The 15,796-nt window shown below is 65.0% G+C and carries 15 protein-coding genes; 10 read left to right on the top strand and 5 right to left on the bottom strand.

What is annotated here, in order from left to right; translation table 11 throughout:
- The first annotated feature begins 243 nt into the window (after positions 1–243).
- Positions 244–2,511, top strand: coding sequence for a phosphoenolpyruvate--protein phosphotransferase (ptsP, locus tag AC0L21_RS23905; RefSeq protein WP_473264232.1), 2,268 nt, complete (start codon positions 244–246; stop codon positions 2,509–2,511).
- Positions 2,512–2,571: 60 nt separating this feature from the next.
- A complete protein-coding gene (prfA, locus tag AC0L21_RS23900; RefSeq protein ID WP_473264231.1) occupies positions 2,572–3,657 on the top strand; it encodes a peptide chain release factor 1 in 1,086 nt (361 codons plus the stop codon).
- A 15-nt stretch (positions 3,658–3,672) separates the two neighbouring features.
- Here the strand turns inward: prfA and AC0L21_RS23895 are convergent, their stop codons facing one another.
- Both AC0L21_RS23895 and AC0L21_RS23890 read right to left on the bottom strand, forming a co-directional pair.
- The gene (locus AC0L21_RS23895) at positions 3,673–4,155 is read right to left on the bottom strand and encodes a MarR family winged helix-turn-helix transcriptional regulator (RefSeq protein WP_027515133.1); all 483 of its coding nucleotides are present in this window, start codon (positions 4,153–4,155) and stop codon (positions 3,673–3,675) included.
- Positions 4,156–4,267: 112 nt separating this feature from the next.
- Positions 4,268–4,885: a hypothetical protein gene (locus AC0L21_RS23890; protein WP_473264230.1), complete on the bottom strand. Its 618-nt coding sequence runs from the start codon at positions 4,883–4,885 to the stop codon at positions 4,268–4,270.
- A gap of 251 nt (positions 4,886–5,136) precedes the next feature.
- Here AC0L21_RS23890 and AC0L21_RS23885 point away from each other — a divergent pair, with 251 nt between their 5' ends.
- The 4 genes from AC0L21_RS23885 (at position 5,137) to AC0L21_RS23870 (ending at position 10,001) form a co-directional block, all read left to right on the top strand.
- Positions 5,137–6,471, top strand: coding sequence for a substrate-binding protein (locus AC0L21_RS23885; protein WP_473264229.1), 1,335 nt, complete (start codon positions 5,137–5,139; stop codon positions 6,469–6,471).
- A 100-nt stretch (positions 6,472–6,571) separates the two neighbouring features.
- Positions 6,572–7,447 carry a branched-chain amino acid ABC transporter permease gene (locus AC0L21_RS23880; protein WP_085348400.1) on the top strand — a complete coding sequence of 292 codons (876 nt, stop codon included), beginning with the start codon at positions 6,572–6,574 and terminating at the stop codon, positions 7,445–7,447.
- 11 nt (positions 7,448–7,458) lie between these two features.
- Positions 7,459–9,306 carry a branched-chain amino acid ABC transporter ATP-binding protein/permease gene (locus AC0L21_RS23875; protein ID WP_473264228.1) on the top strand — a complete coding sequence of 616 codons (1,848 nt, stop codon included), beginning with the start codon at positions 7,459–7,461 and terminating at the stop codon, positions 9,304–9,306.
- On the top strand, positions 9,303–10,001 hold the full coding sequence (locus tag AC0L21_RS23870; RefSeq protein ID WP_473264227.1) for an ABC transporter ATP-binding protein: 699 nt from the start codon (positions 9,303–9,305) through the stop codon (positions 9,999–10,001). Before AC0L21_RS23875 ends, AC0L21_RS23870 begins: the two co-directional genes overlap by 4 nt.
- Here the strand turns inward: AC0L21_RS23870 and AC0L21_RS23865 are convergent.
- Positions 9,998–10,417 carry an HIT family protein gene (locus AC0L21_RS23865; RefSeq protein ID WP_473264226.1) on the bottom strand — a complete coding sequence of 140 codons (420 nt, stop codon included), beginning with the start codon at positions 10,415–10,417 and terminating at the stop codon, positions 9,998–10,000. The two genes, AC0L21_RS23870 and AC0L21_RS23865, sit on opposite strands and share 4 nt — an antisense overlap.
- Before the next feature lie 90 nt (positions 10,418–10,507).
- On the opposite strand from AC0L21_RS23865, the gene prmC reads away from it, so the two are divergent.
- Together prmC and AC0L21_RS23855 are read left to right on the top strand one after the other, a co-directional pair.
- Positions 10,508–11,401 carry a peptide chain release factor N(5)-glutamine methyltransferase gene (gene prmC / locus AC0L21_RS23860; protein WP_473264225.1) on the top strand — a complete coding sequence of 298 codons (894 nt, stop codon included), beginning with the start codon at positions 10,508–10,510 and terminating at the stop codon, positions 11,399–11,401.
- A 462-nt stretch (positions 11,402–11,863) separates the two neighbouring features.
- Complete coding sequence (locus tag AC0L21_RS23855) at positions 11,864–12,655, top strand: DUF4167 domain-containing protein (RefSeq protein ID WP_473264224.1); 792 nt, start codon at positions 11,864–11,866, stop codon at positions 12,653–12,655.
- 74 nt (positions 12,656–12,729) lie between these two features.
- Here AC0L21_RS23855 and AC0L21_RS23850 read toward each other — a convergent pair whose 3' ends face one another.
- Positions 12,730–13,476, bottom strand: a complete 747-nt coding sequence (locus tag AC0L21_RS23850) for a class I SAM-dependent methyltransferase (RefSeq protein ID WP_027515124.1) — start codon at positions 13,474–13,476, stop codon at positions 12,730–12,732.
- A gap of 108 nt (positions 13,477–13,584) precedes the next feature.
- On the opposite strand from AC0L21_RS23850, the gene gloB reads away from it, so the two are divergent.
- A complete protein-coding gene (gloB, locus tag AC0L21_RS23845) occupies positions 13,585–14,352 on the top strand; it encodes a hydroxyacylglutathione hydrolase (RefSeq protein WP_473264223.1) in 768 nt (255 codons plus the stop codon).
- A gap of 37 nt (positions 14,353–14,389) precedes the next feature.
- A complete protein-coding gene (locus AC0L21_RS23840) occupies positions 14,390–14,812 on the top strand; it encodes a cupin domain-containing protein (RefSeq protein WP_473264222.1) in 423 nt (140 codons plus the stop codon).
- A 34-nt stretch (positions 14,813–14,846) separates the two neighbouring features.
- Here AC0L21_RS23840 and yddG read toward each other — a convergent pair whose 3' ends face one another.
- Positions 14,847–15,716, bottom strand: a complete 870-nt coding sequence (gene yddG, locus AC0L21_RS23835; RefSeq protein ID WP_473264221.1) for an aromatic amino acid exporter YddG — start codon at positions 15,714–15,716, stop codon at positions 14,847–14,849.
- Positions 15,717–15,796: the final 80 nt, after the last annotated feature.

The raw sequence follows: 15,796 nt of genomic DNA, 5'->3' as shown, positions 1-15,796 counted from the left end.
AAACGCTGAGGTCTCCACACTTTCGCGTTTGGCAGGCGTTTTGCTTGGCAAAACAAGCCCCAATTCGCTATACGGCGAAGAGGGTGGGCTGCCGGAAACTGTGCCCCAGTTGAGGCGGTGCTGATTCGGCCCAGGCAACCGCCGGGGCTGGCGCCGGACGAGCAAATTTGTTGTTTTTCTGGATTTCTGGGCGAGCCGCCGCGGGTCCTTTCGGCCCCGGCAGACGGAGGAGATTGACGGTTCATGCGGAGCGCGTCGGGAGGTCCCCGCGTCTTGTTGAGACGGCTCCGCGAAACCATGGCGGAGCAGGTCTCGGCCCAGGAGCGGCTCGACAAGATCGTGGTGCTGATCGCGGCCAACATGGTGGCCGAGGTGTGCTCGGTCTATGTGCTGCGCGTCGACAACACACTCGAGCTCTATGCGACCGAAGGCCTCAATCGCGAGGCAGTGCACCACACCGTGCTCAGCGCCCATGAGGGCCTTGTCGGTCTGGTCGCCAGCGAGGCAACGCCTCTCAATTTGAGCGACGCGCAGAGCCATCCGGCCTTCTCGTTCCGCCCGGAGACCGGCGAAGAGATCTACCACTCCTTTCTCGGCGTGCCGATCCTGCGGGCCGGCAACACGCTCGGGGTGCTGGTGGTGCAGAACCGCGCCAAGCGCAACTATGTCGAGGAGGAGCTCGAGGCGCTTCAGACCACCGCGATGGTGCTGGCGGAGCTGATCGCCTCCGGCGAGCTGTCTGCGCTGGCCCAGCCGGGCCATGAGCCCGCGGCGCGTCATTCGGCGCAGAAGGTCGGCGCCATCCTGTCGGAAGGCATCGCACTCGGCCATGTCGTGCTGCACGAGCCGCGCGTCGTCATCAAGGACTACATCGCCGAGGACCTGCCGAAGGAGATCAAGCGGCTCGACACCGCGCTCGCCAAGCTACGGGCCGATCTCGACCGCATGCTGGAGCGCGGCGACGTGGCGGAAGGCGGCGAGCATCGCGAGGTGCTGGAAGCCTACCGCATGTTCGCCAACGACCAGGGCTGGTCGCACAAGCTGCACGAGGCGGTCGCCACCGGCCTCACCGCGGAAGCCGCCGTCGAGCGTGTGCAATCCGACACCCGCGCGCGCATGCTGCGCTCGACCGATCCCTATTTGCGCGACCGGCTGCATGATCTCGAGGATCTCGGCTATCGCCTGATGCGGCAGCTGGTCGGCCAGGATCACGCGCCGTCACGCGAACAATTGCCCGACAATGCCATCGTCATCGCGCGCGCGATGGGCCCGGCGGCGCTGCTCGACTACGACCGCAAGCGCCTGCGCGGCATCATATTGGAGGAAGGCACCGCCAATTCCCACGTTTCGATCGTGGCGCGCGCGCTCGGCATTCCCGCGGTCGGCGAAGTCCCGAACGCGCCCGGTATCGCGGATCCCGGCGACGCCGTCATCGTCGACGGCACCTCCGGCATGATCTATGTGCGCCCATCGCAGGAGGTCGAAGCCGCCTTCGCGGAGCGCGTGCGCTTCCGCGCCCGCCGCCAGGCGCAGTATCTGGCGCTGCGCGACCGGCCCTGCGTCACCAAAGACGGCCAGAAGGTCGAGCTGATGATCAATGCGGGTCTCGCGATCGACCTGCCGCATATCGAAGACACCGGCAGCGCCGGCATCGGCCTGTTCCGCACCGAGCTGCAATTCATGGTCGGCCAGAGCCTGCCGCGCACCAGCGACCAGCTCGCGCTCTATCGCACCGTGCTGGATGCCGCCGGCACCAAGCCCGTCACCTTCCGCACCCTCGACATCGGCGGCGACAAGGCGCTGCCTTATATGGAAGCGGTGATCGAGGAGAATCCAGCGCTCGGATGGCGCGCGATCCGTCTCGGGCTCGACCGTCCCGGCCTGTTGCGCGGCCAGATCCGCGCGCTGCTGCGCGCCGGCGGCGGACGCGCGCTGCGCATCATGTTCCCGATGATCTCGGAGGTCGGTGAATTCGATTCGGCGAAGGCGCTGGTCGAACGCGAGCTCACCTATCTGCGCCAGCACGGCCACACGCTGCCTGAAAGAATCGACATCGGCACCATGGTCGAGGTACCGGCGCTGCTCTATCAGCTCGACGAGCTCCTCAAGAAGGTCGACTTCATCTCGGTCGGCTCCAACGATCTGTTCCAGTTCCTGTTCGCGGTCGACCGCGGCAACGCAAAGGTCTCCGAGCGCTTCGACACCATGTCGGCGCCGATCCTGCGCGCGCTGCGCGACATTGCGCGCAAGTCGCAAGAGGCGAAGAAATCGCTGTCGCTCTGCGGCGAGATGGCGTCGAAGCCGATCGGCGCGCTCGCGCTGATCGCGATGGGCTATCGCTCGCTGTCGCTCTCCGCCACCGCGCTCGGCCCGGTCAAGGCGATGGTGATCGATCTCGACGCCAAGAAGGCCGAAGCGATGCTCGGCCCTTTGCTGGACGCGCCCGCCGGCAGCGTCTCGATCCGGCAGAAGCTGACGGAATTTGCCGAGGCCGAAGGCCTGGCGTTGTAGCGGGCCTGTCGCCCCCTTCCTGCCGCCTTCGCCCCTTTCCCGCATTTTGAGACTGAACCCATGTCGTCACTGCCCGAAGCCAAACTGGACGTCCTGCTCGCGCATCACGCCTCGCTCGAGGCCGAATCGCTCGGTCAGCTCGCCTCCGAACGCTATGTGCAGATCACCCGTGAACTCGCCGAGCTCACGCCGCTGATCGAAGCGGTCAAGGCCTATCGTTCGGCGGTCAAGGAGCTCGCCGACACCGAGGCACTGATCGCCGATCCCGCGACCGATGCGGAGATGCGCGCCATGGCGGAGGCCGAGCGCGGCGAGCTGACGCCGAAGATCGAGGAACTGGTCCAGAAGATCCGCGTCGCGCTGCTGCCGAAGGACGCCATGGACGACCGCAACGTGGTGCTGGAAATCCGCGCCGGCACCGGCGGCGACGAGGCTTCGCTGTTCGCCGGGGATTTGTTCCGGATGTACGAGCGCTTCGCGGCGCTGCAGGGCTGGAAGGTCGAGGTGATCTCGGCCAGCGAAGGCAGCGTCGGCGGCTACAAGGAAATCATCGCGGAGGTGCAGGGCCGCGGCGCGTTCTCCAAGCTGAAATTCGAATCCGGCGTGCACAGGGTGCAGCGCGTGCCGGACACCGAGACGCAAGGGCGCATCCACACATCCGCCGCCACCGTCGCCGTGATGCCCGAGGTCGAGGAGGTCGACGTCGAGATCAGGAACGATGATTTGCGGATCGAGACGATGCGCGCCGGAGGCGCCGGCGGCCAGCACGTCAACAAGACCGAATCGGCGATCCGCATCACCCACATCCCGACCGGCATCGTGGTGATGATGCAGGACAGCCGCTCGCAGCACAAGAATCGCGCTTCCGCCATGAACATCCTGCGTTCACGCATCTACGACGCCGAGCAGCAACGCCTCGACGCGGCGCGCTCGGCCGAGCGCAAGGAGAAGGTCGGCTCCGGCGACCGCAGCGAGCGCATCCGCACCTATAATTTTCCGCAGGGACGCGTCACCGATCACCGCATCAATTTGACGCTCTACAAGCTGCCGCAGGTGATGGCGGGCGAAGCGCTGAGCGAACTGACCGACGCGCTGACCACCGAGCACCAGGCCGCGCAGCTCGCCGCCCAAGGCGCCGCGGCGTGAGGATCTGACGTCGCGTCAGGCCCCGCTGGAGGCGCGGAACGACTTCAGGAGCCGGCTCAATGCCGGGCTCGCGGCGCGGCGGAGCTCCTCGAGGTTCTTCCGAGAAAGCGCCTGGAGCTTCTGCTCACCCTTTTTCGTCAGTTTGAGATGAACGCGTCTGGCATCTTCAGGGTCGGCAATGCGGCTGACCAGCCCGAGCTTCGCCAGGCGGTTGATCAGTTCCACGGCGGAGTGATGCCGGATCAGCAGAAATCGCGCGACATCACCGACGGTCGCAGGACCCGGACGCACAAAGCCCTTAATCCCAAGCAGCGCCTGATGCTGCGTCGGCGTCAATCCCTGCTGTGCTGCGGCTGCCTCGCTGAACGCCAGAAAGCTTCGGATCTGATAGCGGAACTGCGCCAGCCCAGCATAGTCGGAGTCGCGCATTGTGTGGCCGCGTGAAGGCCCCGCAGGCTTCGCCGCCGTGGACGGCTGCGCCTTCTTCGCCCGAACCATGCCGTGCCCCTCCGTTCTTGCCACTCGGCAACGCGGGCAGCCCAGCCAAAGTAGCAAGCAGCAGCGCGGGGACCAACCAGCGGGAACTCCGGATACACAGCTATCCGTCGATCTATTCGAAGGTGGACAGCAGGATCTTCACCAGGATGACCTGAAACGCGATCGGGATGCGAACGCTTTTCCGCCGGATCGAGCGCTGCAGCGCTCCGGCAATCTCGGAGCTGGTCAAGGTACCGGCGGATGCATTGGTAATCATCTCCGCCCACATCTGCGACAGCGAGCCGCCGGGTGGGATCACCGGCTTGATGGTCACGCCGCAGCCCTGCGCCCAGTCGATGATTTCCCTCATCGTGTGAGGACCGCAATTGCGCGCGGTCGCGAGGCGTTCGGCCGTCAGCGCAAGCAGCAATTCGCGCGAGGGCGACCAGTTCCCCTTCGGCGGCTGCTCGGCGGTGAGCTCGACCGCGAGCTCCTTGAGGACGTTCTGGGCGCGCACGCTCAGCTTCTGCATCGGACCGGGTGCGCGCTTCGCCTGAACGGGGCCGACGACGGGCCCGCGCCGGCCGGCCGGCCAGGTGCGCGGATCGGGGATGCGCGAGGCATCGCCGGACTGCGGTGTCGCCCGCTGCCCGTTCGCCTCTTCGACCGGCCACGCCGCTTCTTGCCGCTCCGCACCTTGCGGCCACGACCGTCGCTTCCGGGTACCCGCCACTGTCGTCTGCCGCGCCATTTCTCTCGCCGAACCCGCCACCCTCGTACTCACAAAGGCTAATATATATCGTGTTGCGATATGTTTTCACGAGATAATTTTCGGCGTTCGACCAAAGACGAAATTGACAGAAGGTGTTCACAAGCAATGCTTACGTCCAAGAGCTACACGCGGATGTGACGTGCCCGGCGCGGGCAGGCCCTCGAGGTCGGCTGCCGCCGGACAGGTCGTGCTTTGCCTGCAAACAAGAACGATGTTCGGAGGAAACGATCATGACTGACAATCTCATCCGCCGCGGCCTCTCGCGCCGTGGCCTGCTTCAGACCACCGCGGGCCTGATCGGCGGCGCGGTTCTGCCCGGGATGCCGGCATTTGCCGAGGACAAGCCGGCGATCGGCTCCTACCCCGCGGGGGTCTCGGGTTCCACCGCCTTCATCGGCATCTCGGTGCCGCGCACCGGCACCTATGCCGTGCAGGGTGAAGACGAGCTCAAGGGCTATCAACTCGCGATCGAGCACATCAACAGCGGACACGACCTGATCAAGAAGATCTCGCCCAAGACCAGCAAGGGCGTGCTCGGCAAGGAGCTGAAGTTCGGCGTCGCCGATTCCGCGGCCAAGCCGAACGAGGCGGTGCAGGCGCAGCAGCGCTTCATCAGCGAGAACAAGGCCATCATGATCACCGGCGGCACGTCGAGCGCCGTTGCGGTGGCGCTGAACAAACTCGCCCAGCGCGAACACGTGATTTTCGTGTGCGGCATTTCGGGCTCGAACGACACCACCGGCAAGGACTGCGTTCGCTACGGCTTCCGCCAGAACTTCTACGGCCAGACTGCGGCTGCAGCGATCGGCCCTGTGATGGTACGGGAGTTCGGCAAGGGCAAGAAGGCCGCCTATCTCACGCCTGATTACACCTACGGCCACACCGTCACGAAGTCGATGCAGGATTTCCTGGCGACCGCCGGCTGGACCACCGTGACCAACCAGGTCGCCCCGCTCGGCGCGCCGGACTATTCCTCTTACCTGCTGAACGTCGCGAACTCTGGCGCTGACGTACTCATCAACGTCAACTGGGGCCACGACGCCGTGCTGTCGACCCAGCAGGCCAAGCAGTTCGGCGTGCTCGACAAGATGAAGCTGGTCGTCCCCTACCAGGTACCTTTCATTGCGCGCGAGACCGGCGGCCTGATGCAAGGCGTCTACGCCGCCACCGACTATTGGTGGACCATCGAGGACAAGTTCCCGCTGGCCAAGATGTTCAACGAAGCATTCGAGAAGAAGTACGGCTACAAGCCGGAATGGGGCGCGGAGAACGCCTATGTCAGCTTCGCCCATTGGGCGCACATGTGCGAGCAGGCCGGCAGCTTCAGTCCGCCTGACGTGATCAAGGCCTACGAGAAGGGCGAGACGATTCCTTCTCTGGTCGGCGACGTGCATTACCGCCCCGAGGATCACCAGTGCGTTCGCCCGGTGATCATCGTCAAGGGCAAGCAGCAGAAGGACATGAAGAACAAGGAAGACTGGTACGACGTCGTCGAGATCGTCCCGGGCGAAGGCCTGATGCAGAAGCCCGACGCCTTCGGCTGCCATCTCGGCGACTACAGCTGAGACCTCGCGATCCCGTGTGACGCCGCGGACTGCACTCCGGTCCCGCGGCGTCACCCTTTTTTGGACGCGCACCCTCGCGCGCCACAACAGCGATTGTCGCATGATAAGTTGGCCCAACCTCGTTTCACAGCTTTTCAACGGGCTCGCGCTCGGCGCCCTGCTCGCGCTGATCAGCTCCGGCCTGACCATCATCTACGGCACGCTCGGCGTGCTCAACCTCGCGCACGGCGCGATGTTCATGATCGGCGGCTATGCCGGCTTCGTCGCCTACCAGTACACGGAGTCGTTCATCCTCGCGGTGATCGCGGGCTCCCTGTTCGTGATGCTGCTCGGCGTTCTCATGGAACGCGTCATCATCCGCCATTTCTATCATCGTCCGCACGAGGATCAGCTGCTCGTGACCTTCGGGCTCGGCATCTGTTTCGTCGAGCTCGTGCGCCTGATCTTCTCGAGCCAGTCGCAGCTGGTGCCGCCGCCGGCGCTATTCCAGGGCATCACCAATCTCGGCTTCATGTTCTATCCGACCTACCGCCTCGCCGTGGTCGGCATCGTCGCGATCGCGCTCGGAGCACTGTTCATCGTCCTCTACCGGACCCGGCTGGGCATGATTGTGCGCGCCGGCATCGAGGATTCGGTGATGGTCGATTCGCTCGGCATCAATGTCTATCGCGTCTTCATGGTGGTGTTCGGCATCGGCGCAATGGCCGCCGGCTTTGCCGGCATCGTCAACGCGCCGGTGGTGTCGCTGACACCGGGCATCGGTGATGACATCCTGGTCCAGACTTTCGTGGTGGTGGTGATCGGCGGCGTCGGCTCGTTCCCCGGCGCGATTCTCGGCGGCCTGATCGCCGGCGAGATCATCAGCGTCACCTCCATGTTCAACCCCGGCTATGCCTATGTGATGCTGTTTGCGGCAATGACGCTCGTACTCGTGGTACGACCGCATGGCCTGCTCGGCGTCCAGGGCCGCGAGTAAGCGATCTCCTGATGCTCAAGCAACGCCCCTTCCTGATCGAAGCCCTGACTGCGATCGGCCTGATCGCAGCCCCTTTCTTGCTCCCTCATCTCGGCTTCGCGCCGAACACCGTGAACCGGATCCTGGTATGGGGCCTGTTCGGGCTCGGCTTCGACATCCTGTTCGGCTTCACCGGCCTGCTCTCGTTCGGCCAGTCCGCCTTCTACGGCACCGGCGGCTTCGTCGCCGCCTACCTGCTGACCCGCGCGGGCTTCGGCAACGTGCTGGGCGCGCTGGTCATCGGCATGATCGCGGCCGCCGCGACCGGCTATCTGATCGGCCTGATCGCATTGCGCCGCACCGGCATCTATTTCGCGATGATCACCGTGGCGATCGCAGAGGTGTTCTTCTTCGTCGAATTCAATCCGCTCTCCGATTTCACCGGCGGCGAGAACGGCCTGCCGGGGGTGCCGACGCCGAGCTTCGATTTCGGCTTCACTTCCATTCACTTCACCAATGGCTGGTCGCTCTATCAGTTCATCGCGCTGTGCTACTTCGTCGGCGTCGTCATCGCCCTCAGGATCGTGCGCTCGCCGGTCGGCGCGATTCTGAGTGCGATCCGCGACAATCCGCTGCGCGCCACGGCCGTCGGCCATAACATTCACGGCTACAAGCTGACCGCTTTCGTGATCGCAGCCGCTTACGCGGGCTTCGCCGGCGGACTGCTCGGCGTGCTCCAGGCCTTCATGCCGCCCGACGCCTTCACCTTCGACACCTCGGGCCAGCTCGTGATGCAGACGGCCATCGGCGGCAGGGGCACGCTGTTCGGACCGCTGGTCGGCGCAACCGTTTGGCTCTTCCTTCAGGACTTCCTCCAGTCCGCGCTGGGCCTCGGCGCGGCCTGGAAGCTGGTGCTGGGTGTCGTCTTCGTGCTGCTGGTCTGCTTCCTGCGCGGCGGCATCATCGGCGGTCTTGCCGATCTCTACCGCCTCGTCTCGGGCAAGCGAAAGCGAACGGATGCGGAGATGGAGCAGGAGGCCGCTGACGGCGAGGCCGCGCAGCAACTCCCCCCCGCGCCAATGCAGGCGAAGGAGGTCGCGCATCCCGTCTATTCCGGACCGATCCTCAAAGCCACCGGCCTCACCAAGCGCTATGGCGGGCTCATCGCCAACAGCGACATCGATTTCAGCGTCAACCAGGGCGAATTGCGCGGGATCATCGGCCCCAATGGTGCCGGCAAGTCGACCTTCTTCAAGATGCTGACCTGCGAGATCGCGCCGAGCTCTGGTCAGATCGTGTTCGAGGGGCGCGACATCACGGGATTGAAGGTCACCGAGGTTTGCCAGCTCGGACTGACCAAAAGCTACCAGGTCAACCAGCTCTTCACGGGGCTGACGGTGCGGGAGAACCTGACGATCGCCGCGCTGGCCGAGCTGCGCGGGAAATTCCGGCTCGACCTGTTCCGCACGCTCGCCGGCGTCAAGGGCCTGACGGAGCAGGTGGCGCACACGCTCGCTTTGGTGAACCTGGCTCGTCGTGCCGACACGCCCGTGTCCGAGCTTGCGTATGGCGAGAAGCGCAGGCTGGAAATCGGGCTTGCGCTCGCCACGTCGCCGCGCCTGCTGCTGCTTGACGAGCCGCTCGCCGGCATGAGCCCGCGAGAGCGTGTCGAGACCGTCAAGCTGCTCAAGTCGATCGCGCGCGGCCGTACCATGATCATCATCGACCACGACATGGATTCGCTGTTCGAGTTGGTCGAGCGCGTCACCGTGCTCCAGGAAGGCCGGGTGCTGGTCTCCGGCACGCCGGAGGAAATCAAGGCCAACGCCGCCGTCCAAGAAGCCTATCTCGGCGGCGTGCACGGAGAGATCGCGGCATGAGCCTGATCGAGGTCAACGGCCTGAACAGCTATTACGGGGACTCCCACATCCTGTTCGACGTCGCCATGCACGTCGCGCGTCACGAGGTGGTGGCGCTGCTCGGCCGCAACGGCGCTGGCAAGAGCACCACGCTGAAGAGCCTGATGGGTGTCGTGACGCCGCGTAGCGGCAGCGTGAAATTCGACGGCATCGATATCGCCGGGCGCAAGAGCCACAGAATCGCGCAAGCCGGCATGCAGCTCGTGCACGAGGAGCGCCGCATTTTCGGCAGCCTGTCGGTGGAAGAGAATATCCTGCTCGCCGGGATCACGGCGCCCAAACGCTGGCCGCTCGACCGCATCTACGAGATGTTTCCGCGGCTGAAGGAGCGGCGCAACAACCGCGGCACCGAGCTCTCCGGCGGCGAGCAGCAGATGCTCGCGATCGCACGTGCGCTGGTGCGCGATCCCAAGATCGTGCTGCTGGACGAGCCGTTCGAGGGGCTCGCGCCCGTCATTGTCCACGATCTCGTCAAGGCCTGCCGCGAGCTCGCCGCCGCCGGCCAGACCATCGTGCTGGTCGAGCAGAATTTGGCGGCGACGCTGGCGCTGGCGACGCGGATCTACATCATCAACAACGGACACATCGTGCACGAGGGGCCGGCGCGGGAGCTCAAGGCCCAGCCGGAGCTGCTCCAGCGCTATCTCGGCGTCTAGAGAGCGGCGATCATTCGCCTGGCGTGAGCGGCGAGCACCGCCATGTCCTCCTTGCGTGTCTGCGCCGGTAGCAGCTCGATTCCGGCCCTCACCGGCATGACGTGCATGTGCAGGTGAAAGACCACCTGACCGCTGGCGGGCTCGCTGAACTGCTGAAGGATGATGCCCTCCGCGTCGAACGCCTTCATCGCGGCAATTGCGATGCGCTTGGCGGTTCGGGCGACCGCGGCGAGGTCGTCATCCGCGATGTCGAGGATGCCACGTGCCGGCGCCCGGGGAACGACCAGCGTGTGCCCGGGCGAGCGCGGCATGATATCGAGGAAGGCGAGGCTGTGGTCGTCCCGGAAAACCTCGAAGCAGGGGATCTCGCCACGCAGGATCTTTGCGAAGACGTTCTGATCGTCGTAGGGCGTCATGGACCCTCCTTCGTTTGCGGGGCGGGATCTGACGCGCTCCTTTCCGTTGACGCAAGCAAGCCAGCCGATCTATCCACGATGCCAGGCAGGATGGTTCCATTGGCGACAGATTTCGATCCCGGACATAGCATCGAGAGTGCGCGGCGCGCGCTTGCGGCACGGCTGCAATCGGCCGGCATCGAGCAGCCCGCCCTCGATGCGCGCCTGCTCGTCGGGGCTGCGCTAAGGCTTGATCTGACCGGCATGGTGACGCAGGCGGCCCGGCAACTCGCACCTGAAGAGGCTGCGCGGCTCGAAGCATATGCGCAACGCCGGCTCGCGCATGAGCCGGTCGCCCGCATTCTCGGCGCCCGGGAATTCTGGGGCCTGCCGTTCCAGCTATCCGAGGCGACGCTGGTGCCGCGCCCCGATACCGAGACGGTGGTCGAACTGGCACTCGAAATCTTTCGCGAGCGGCAAGCCCTCCATCGCCCGCGCATCGCCGATATCGGCACCGGCTCCGGCGCCATCCTGCTCGCGCTGCTGCACGAAATTCCCGGCGCCGTCGGCGTCGGCACCGATCTCAGTCTGACCGCGCTCAAGACCGCCAGAGACAACGCCGCGGCTCTGGGCCTCCCCGACCGCGCCAGCTTCGTCGCCTGCTCCTACGCAGCCGCGCTCAGCGGCCCGTTCGACCTCGTCGTGTCGAACCCGCCTTACATCCCGTCGGCCGAAATTCCGAAACTGAGCGTCGAGGTGCGCGAGCACGATCCGCATCTGGCGCTCGACGGCGGCAATGATGGTTACAACGCCTATCGCGCCCTGATCCCGCAGGCGGCTGAACGTCTCGCCCCAGGCGGCGCACTGATCGTCGAGGCCGGACAGGGCCAGGCCCGAAATATTGAAACCTTGATGATTGCTGCCGCGTTGGTCGTGGACAGGTCGCCCAAGGCAGATCTGGCGGGCATCCCACGGGCGGTTTCGGCCCGAAAAATGCCCCCATAAAAGCCGGATTGGGCTGCAAAAAACCTCTTGGAATATCCCTTGGGAACGACTACCTTCCGATCAACACATCGGTGCCGGCCCCGTAGACCTACGGGCGAAAGCCGGGCTCTCGGGCGAGAGCTTACTGATAATGGTTCCAAGCCGCAGGTCCTGTTGAGCGCGATGGCCTTTTGAGCTGCGCTGCTTACCGACCGCAACGTGAACGAAAGCCTGATATTGCGCTTGAAGATTTACGCAACAAAGCAGGGCTTGTTTCGGCAAGCGATATGAATGGGTTCGCTGGCGATGGATGCTGGCGGTGGGGAACGCGTCTTTTGTTGAACGCGACGGTCGACGAACATCGGCAGGGATCAATCCGCTCTTGCGTGCGGTTGCGCGCAAGCGATGTGAACCGCTGTCATCAGGTCACTCTCGGCAATCAGTAATGCGTGCAACCTTTAGGGCTGGAATTAAAGGCAGGACATGAGAAACGGTCAGAACAAGCAGCGGATGCGCAACCGCAACAATAATAATAACAATAACAACAATAATAACCGGCGCGGCCAGAACCCGATGACCCGGGTCTACGAGTCCAACGGACCCGACATCAAGATCCGCGGCACCGCTTCGCATATTGCTGAAAAGTATCTCCAACTCGCGCGCGACGCGCGCTCCTCCGGAGACCCCGTTGCGGCCGAGAACTACTACCAGCATGCCGAGCATTACTTTCGCCTGATCGCGACGGCTCAGGAACAGTTCCGGCAGAACCAGCAGCCGCGCGGCGACGAGCCCATCAGCAACAGCAGCGGTGACGACGGCGAGGACGACGGCGAGAATTTCTCCAACTTCGGCCAGGAGCCGGGTTTTGTCCCACAGCCGCCGCAGCAGCCCTTCACGCGCGACCGCGACGGCCAGCGCGATCATCAGCCGCGTGATCATCAGCCCCGCGACAACCACTATCAGCGCGACAACCAGCAGCCGCGCGAGCATCGCGAACGCGACCATCGTCCGCAGCCGCAATATCAGCCCCAGCCGCAGCCGCTGCCGCTGAACCAGCCCCAGCCCGTCGTCGCCGACGCGGTCAGCGTCGATCGTCTGCCCTCCTTCATCACCGGCCCGCAGCCGCAGGTGAGCGGCGGCGCGCCCGGCCAGGCCGGCTTCGAGGGTGGTGGTGGCGAGCGCTTTCCGCGGCGGCGCCGCCGGCCGAATGGCCCGCGCCCCGAGCGCGAAGCCGCTCCGGCTGCCTCGAGCGACGAAGTGGCCCCCGGCGAGTAAACCTTTCGCCGGACATCCTGCGCCAAATCCTGATCTGAATTGAATCGTCCCGGCATGTCCGGGACGATTTGTTTTTAGCTGCGCGTCGCCGTCGTCGAGGACGGTACCAGCACCGGCTTCGCCAGCGAGGGAATCAGCCGCGCCCGCTCGCGCTTGGCGGGGATCGCGCGGTAGACCTGCTTGGTCGCCTCGACGATGTGCACGCCGGCAAAGGGCAGCGACAGCGCCGCGCCGGCGCGCTCCCACATCTGTGCGGATTTCAGCACCCAGCCGCCGGCATAGGGCGGCATGAACAGCGCCTCGCCCCAGGCGGTCGGGGTGAACCAGGTCTGGCGCAACAGGTCGGTGATCTGCGAGCGCGAATAGGGCCTTCCGTGACCGAACGGCGTGCTGTCGGTGCGGGTCCACACCCCGCGCCGGTTCGGGATGACCGCAATCACGCGACCGGAGGGCGACAGCACACGCCATGCCTCACGGAGCAGCGCGGCCGGATCGTCCGACATTTCCAGTGCGTGGACCAGCAGGATGCGATCGACCGCGGCGTCGGGAAGCGGCAGCGAGAACTCATCCACCAGCGAGGCGAGCGCCGGCCGTCCCGTCGGCCATTTCAGGACGCCTTGGGCCGACGGCATGAAGGCGATGCAGCGCTCCGCGTCCTCGCGGAACAACCCGAGATAGGGCGTGGGATAGCCGAAGCCGAGCACCCGCTGGCCATCGACGCGCGGCCAGCGCTCCCGAATGCCGCGATTGATCATTTGCCGCGCCACAATCCCGAGGCGACGGGAGTAGAACTCGCGGAGGTCGACGACATCAATGGTCATGACCGCAATGTAACATGCACGAGGTGGCCCCCGCGCGCGGAATATTGCATTGCCTGCGCAACGTTAACGCCATATTTGTCTGACGGTGCTGAGCGCGATGGAGATGACATGGCCGCCGAAATTCGTACTTTCACCTGTTTAAACGACAATTTCGGTTATCTGATCCACGATGTGGACACCAAGGCGACCGCGTCGATCGACGCGCCGGAGGCCGGCCCCATCGTGAAGGCGCTCGAGCGCGAGGGCTGGCAGCTCACCGATATCCTGATCACCCATCATCATGGCGATCATGTCGGCGGGGTCGCCGAACTCAAGCAGAAATACAATTGCCGCGTCGTCGCGCCGCATGACAAGACGACCAAAATCGCAGACGTCGACCTGCGCGTCGCCAATGCCGAAATCGTCAAGGTCGGCAGCTTGCTGGGGCGCGTACTGGAGACGCCCGGCCACACGCTCGACCACATCTCCTACGTGTTCGACACCGAGAAAGCGCTGTTCGCCGCCGACACGCTGTTCTCGATCGGCTGCGGCCGCGTGTTCGAGGGCACCTATCCGATGATGTGGGATTCGCTTCTGAAGCTGCGTGCCCTGCCCGACGACTTCAAGCTCTATTGCGGCCATGAATACACGGCGTCCAACGTCAAGTTCGCACTGACCGTCGACCCCGACAATGCGGCGCTGCAGGCGCGCGCGGCGGAGGTCGCGAGGTTGCGGGCCGAGAACAAGCCGACCATTCCCTCGCTGCTTGGTGACGAGAAGCGGACAAACGTGTTCCTGCGCGCCGACGAACCCTCGGTCGCAGCCAGGCTACACATGAAGGGCGCGGATGCCACCGCGGTGTTCGGCGAGCTGCGCGAGCGCAAGAACAAGTCCTGAAGATCAAATCTTGAAAAGCAAATCCTGACGGGAATCGATGCCGACCGCAGCCGAGATCATCGCGCGCCTCGAACTCCGCCCGCATCCCGAGGGCGGACATTACCGCGAGACGTTTCGCGACCAGACCACGGACACCAACGGCCGTGCGCGTTCGACCCTGATCTATTTCCTGCTTGCGCGCGGCGAGCGCTCGCACTGGCATCGCATCGATGCGGTCGAGAGCTGGCACTATTACGCCGGCAGCCCGCTGATGCTGCGCATCGCCCATGACGGCTGCTCCCAGCACGAGGTGCGGCTCGGCACGGATCTGTTGAACGGCGAGCGGCCACAGGCGATCGTGCCGGCGGATGCGTGGCAGACGGCGGAGACCACCGGCGAGTGGACCCTGGTCGGCTGCACCGTGGCGCCAGCATTCGAGTTCGCCAAGTTCGAACTCGCGCCGAAGGGTTGGGAGCCTTAAGGCACCGTCGCTCCCGCTTGCACCGGCAATGACGCTATCGCTTCCGCAGCACCATGTCCTTCGCGGCGATCAGGCCGCCGCCGGCGATCAGGATCGCGGCGACGGCGATATTGGCGCTGGCATTGGCGAATCCGGCGGCGATGAGGAAGCCGGTCGAGAGCAGCGGCGTCGCGTACGACGCGGCGCCGAGCACGCGGATGTCGCCGCGCTTCATGCCGATGTCCCAGGCGTAGAACGCAGCACCGACGGGACCGATGCCGAGCGCGATGACGGAGAGCCATTGCAAGCTCGTGTCCGGCCACACCGTGGTTTCAAGCAGTCCATGCATCAGCGCGGCGAGCATCGCGGTGGCGAGGCAGAATCCCGCGACCGCATCCGTCGGCACCGCCTTCAACCGCCGCGACAATACCGAATAGATCGCCCACACGAAGGCTGCGATGAAGGCCGCGGCCAATCCCGGCAATTGTCCCTGCGTGAAGCCGGAGGTGTTCCCGGCGAACAGCAGCACGGTGCCGACGAGGCCGAGCACGGCGCCGACGACGTGATGCACGGCAAGCCGCTCGCCCGGCAGAAACGACGAGAACAGCACGATCAGGAGCGGCCACAGATAATTCAGCAGGCCGGCTTCAGCCGGCGGCGCAAAACGCAGCGCCAGGAAATACAGCGCATGATAGCCGAACAGTCCGCCGACGCCGACGGCCCACACGGCCAGCGGCTGACGCAGGCTCTTGGTCGCCTCGCCGCGGCCGATCCAGGTGAGCAGGCCGACCAGACCGCCGATCGCGAACGTCATTGCGGCCAGCTGGAAGGCCGGGATCTTTCCGGTCGCCACCGTCATCACCGACAGCAGCGACCACATCAGGATCGCCGTCAATCCGATCAGCGTCGCGGTGCGGGGAGTCATTGGCCAAATACTCTCGTCATGGCCGGGCAGAGCCGTCTGAAGGACGGCGTTGCTTCCGCTCGCCTATGTCCCGGCCATCC

The sequence above is a fragment of the Bradyrhizobium sp. WSM4873 genome (assembly GCF_055811355.1).
The sequence above is the reverse complement of the archived record's forward strand: the minus strand, read 5'-3'. Positions and strand labels throughout refer to the sequence as shown.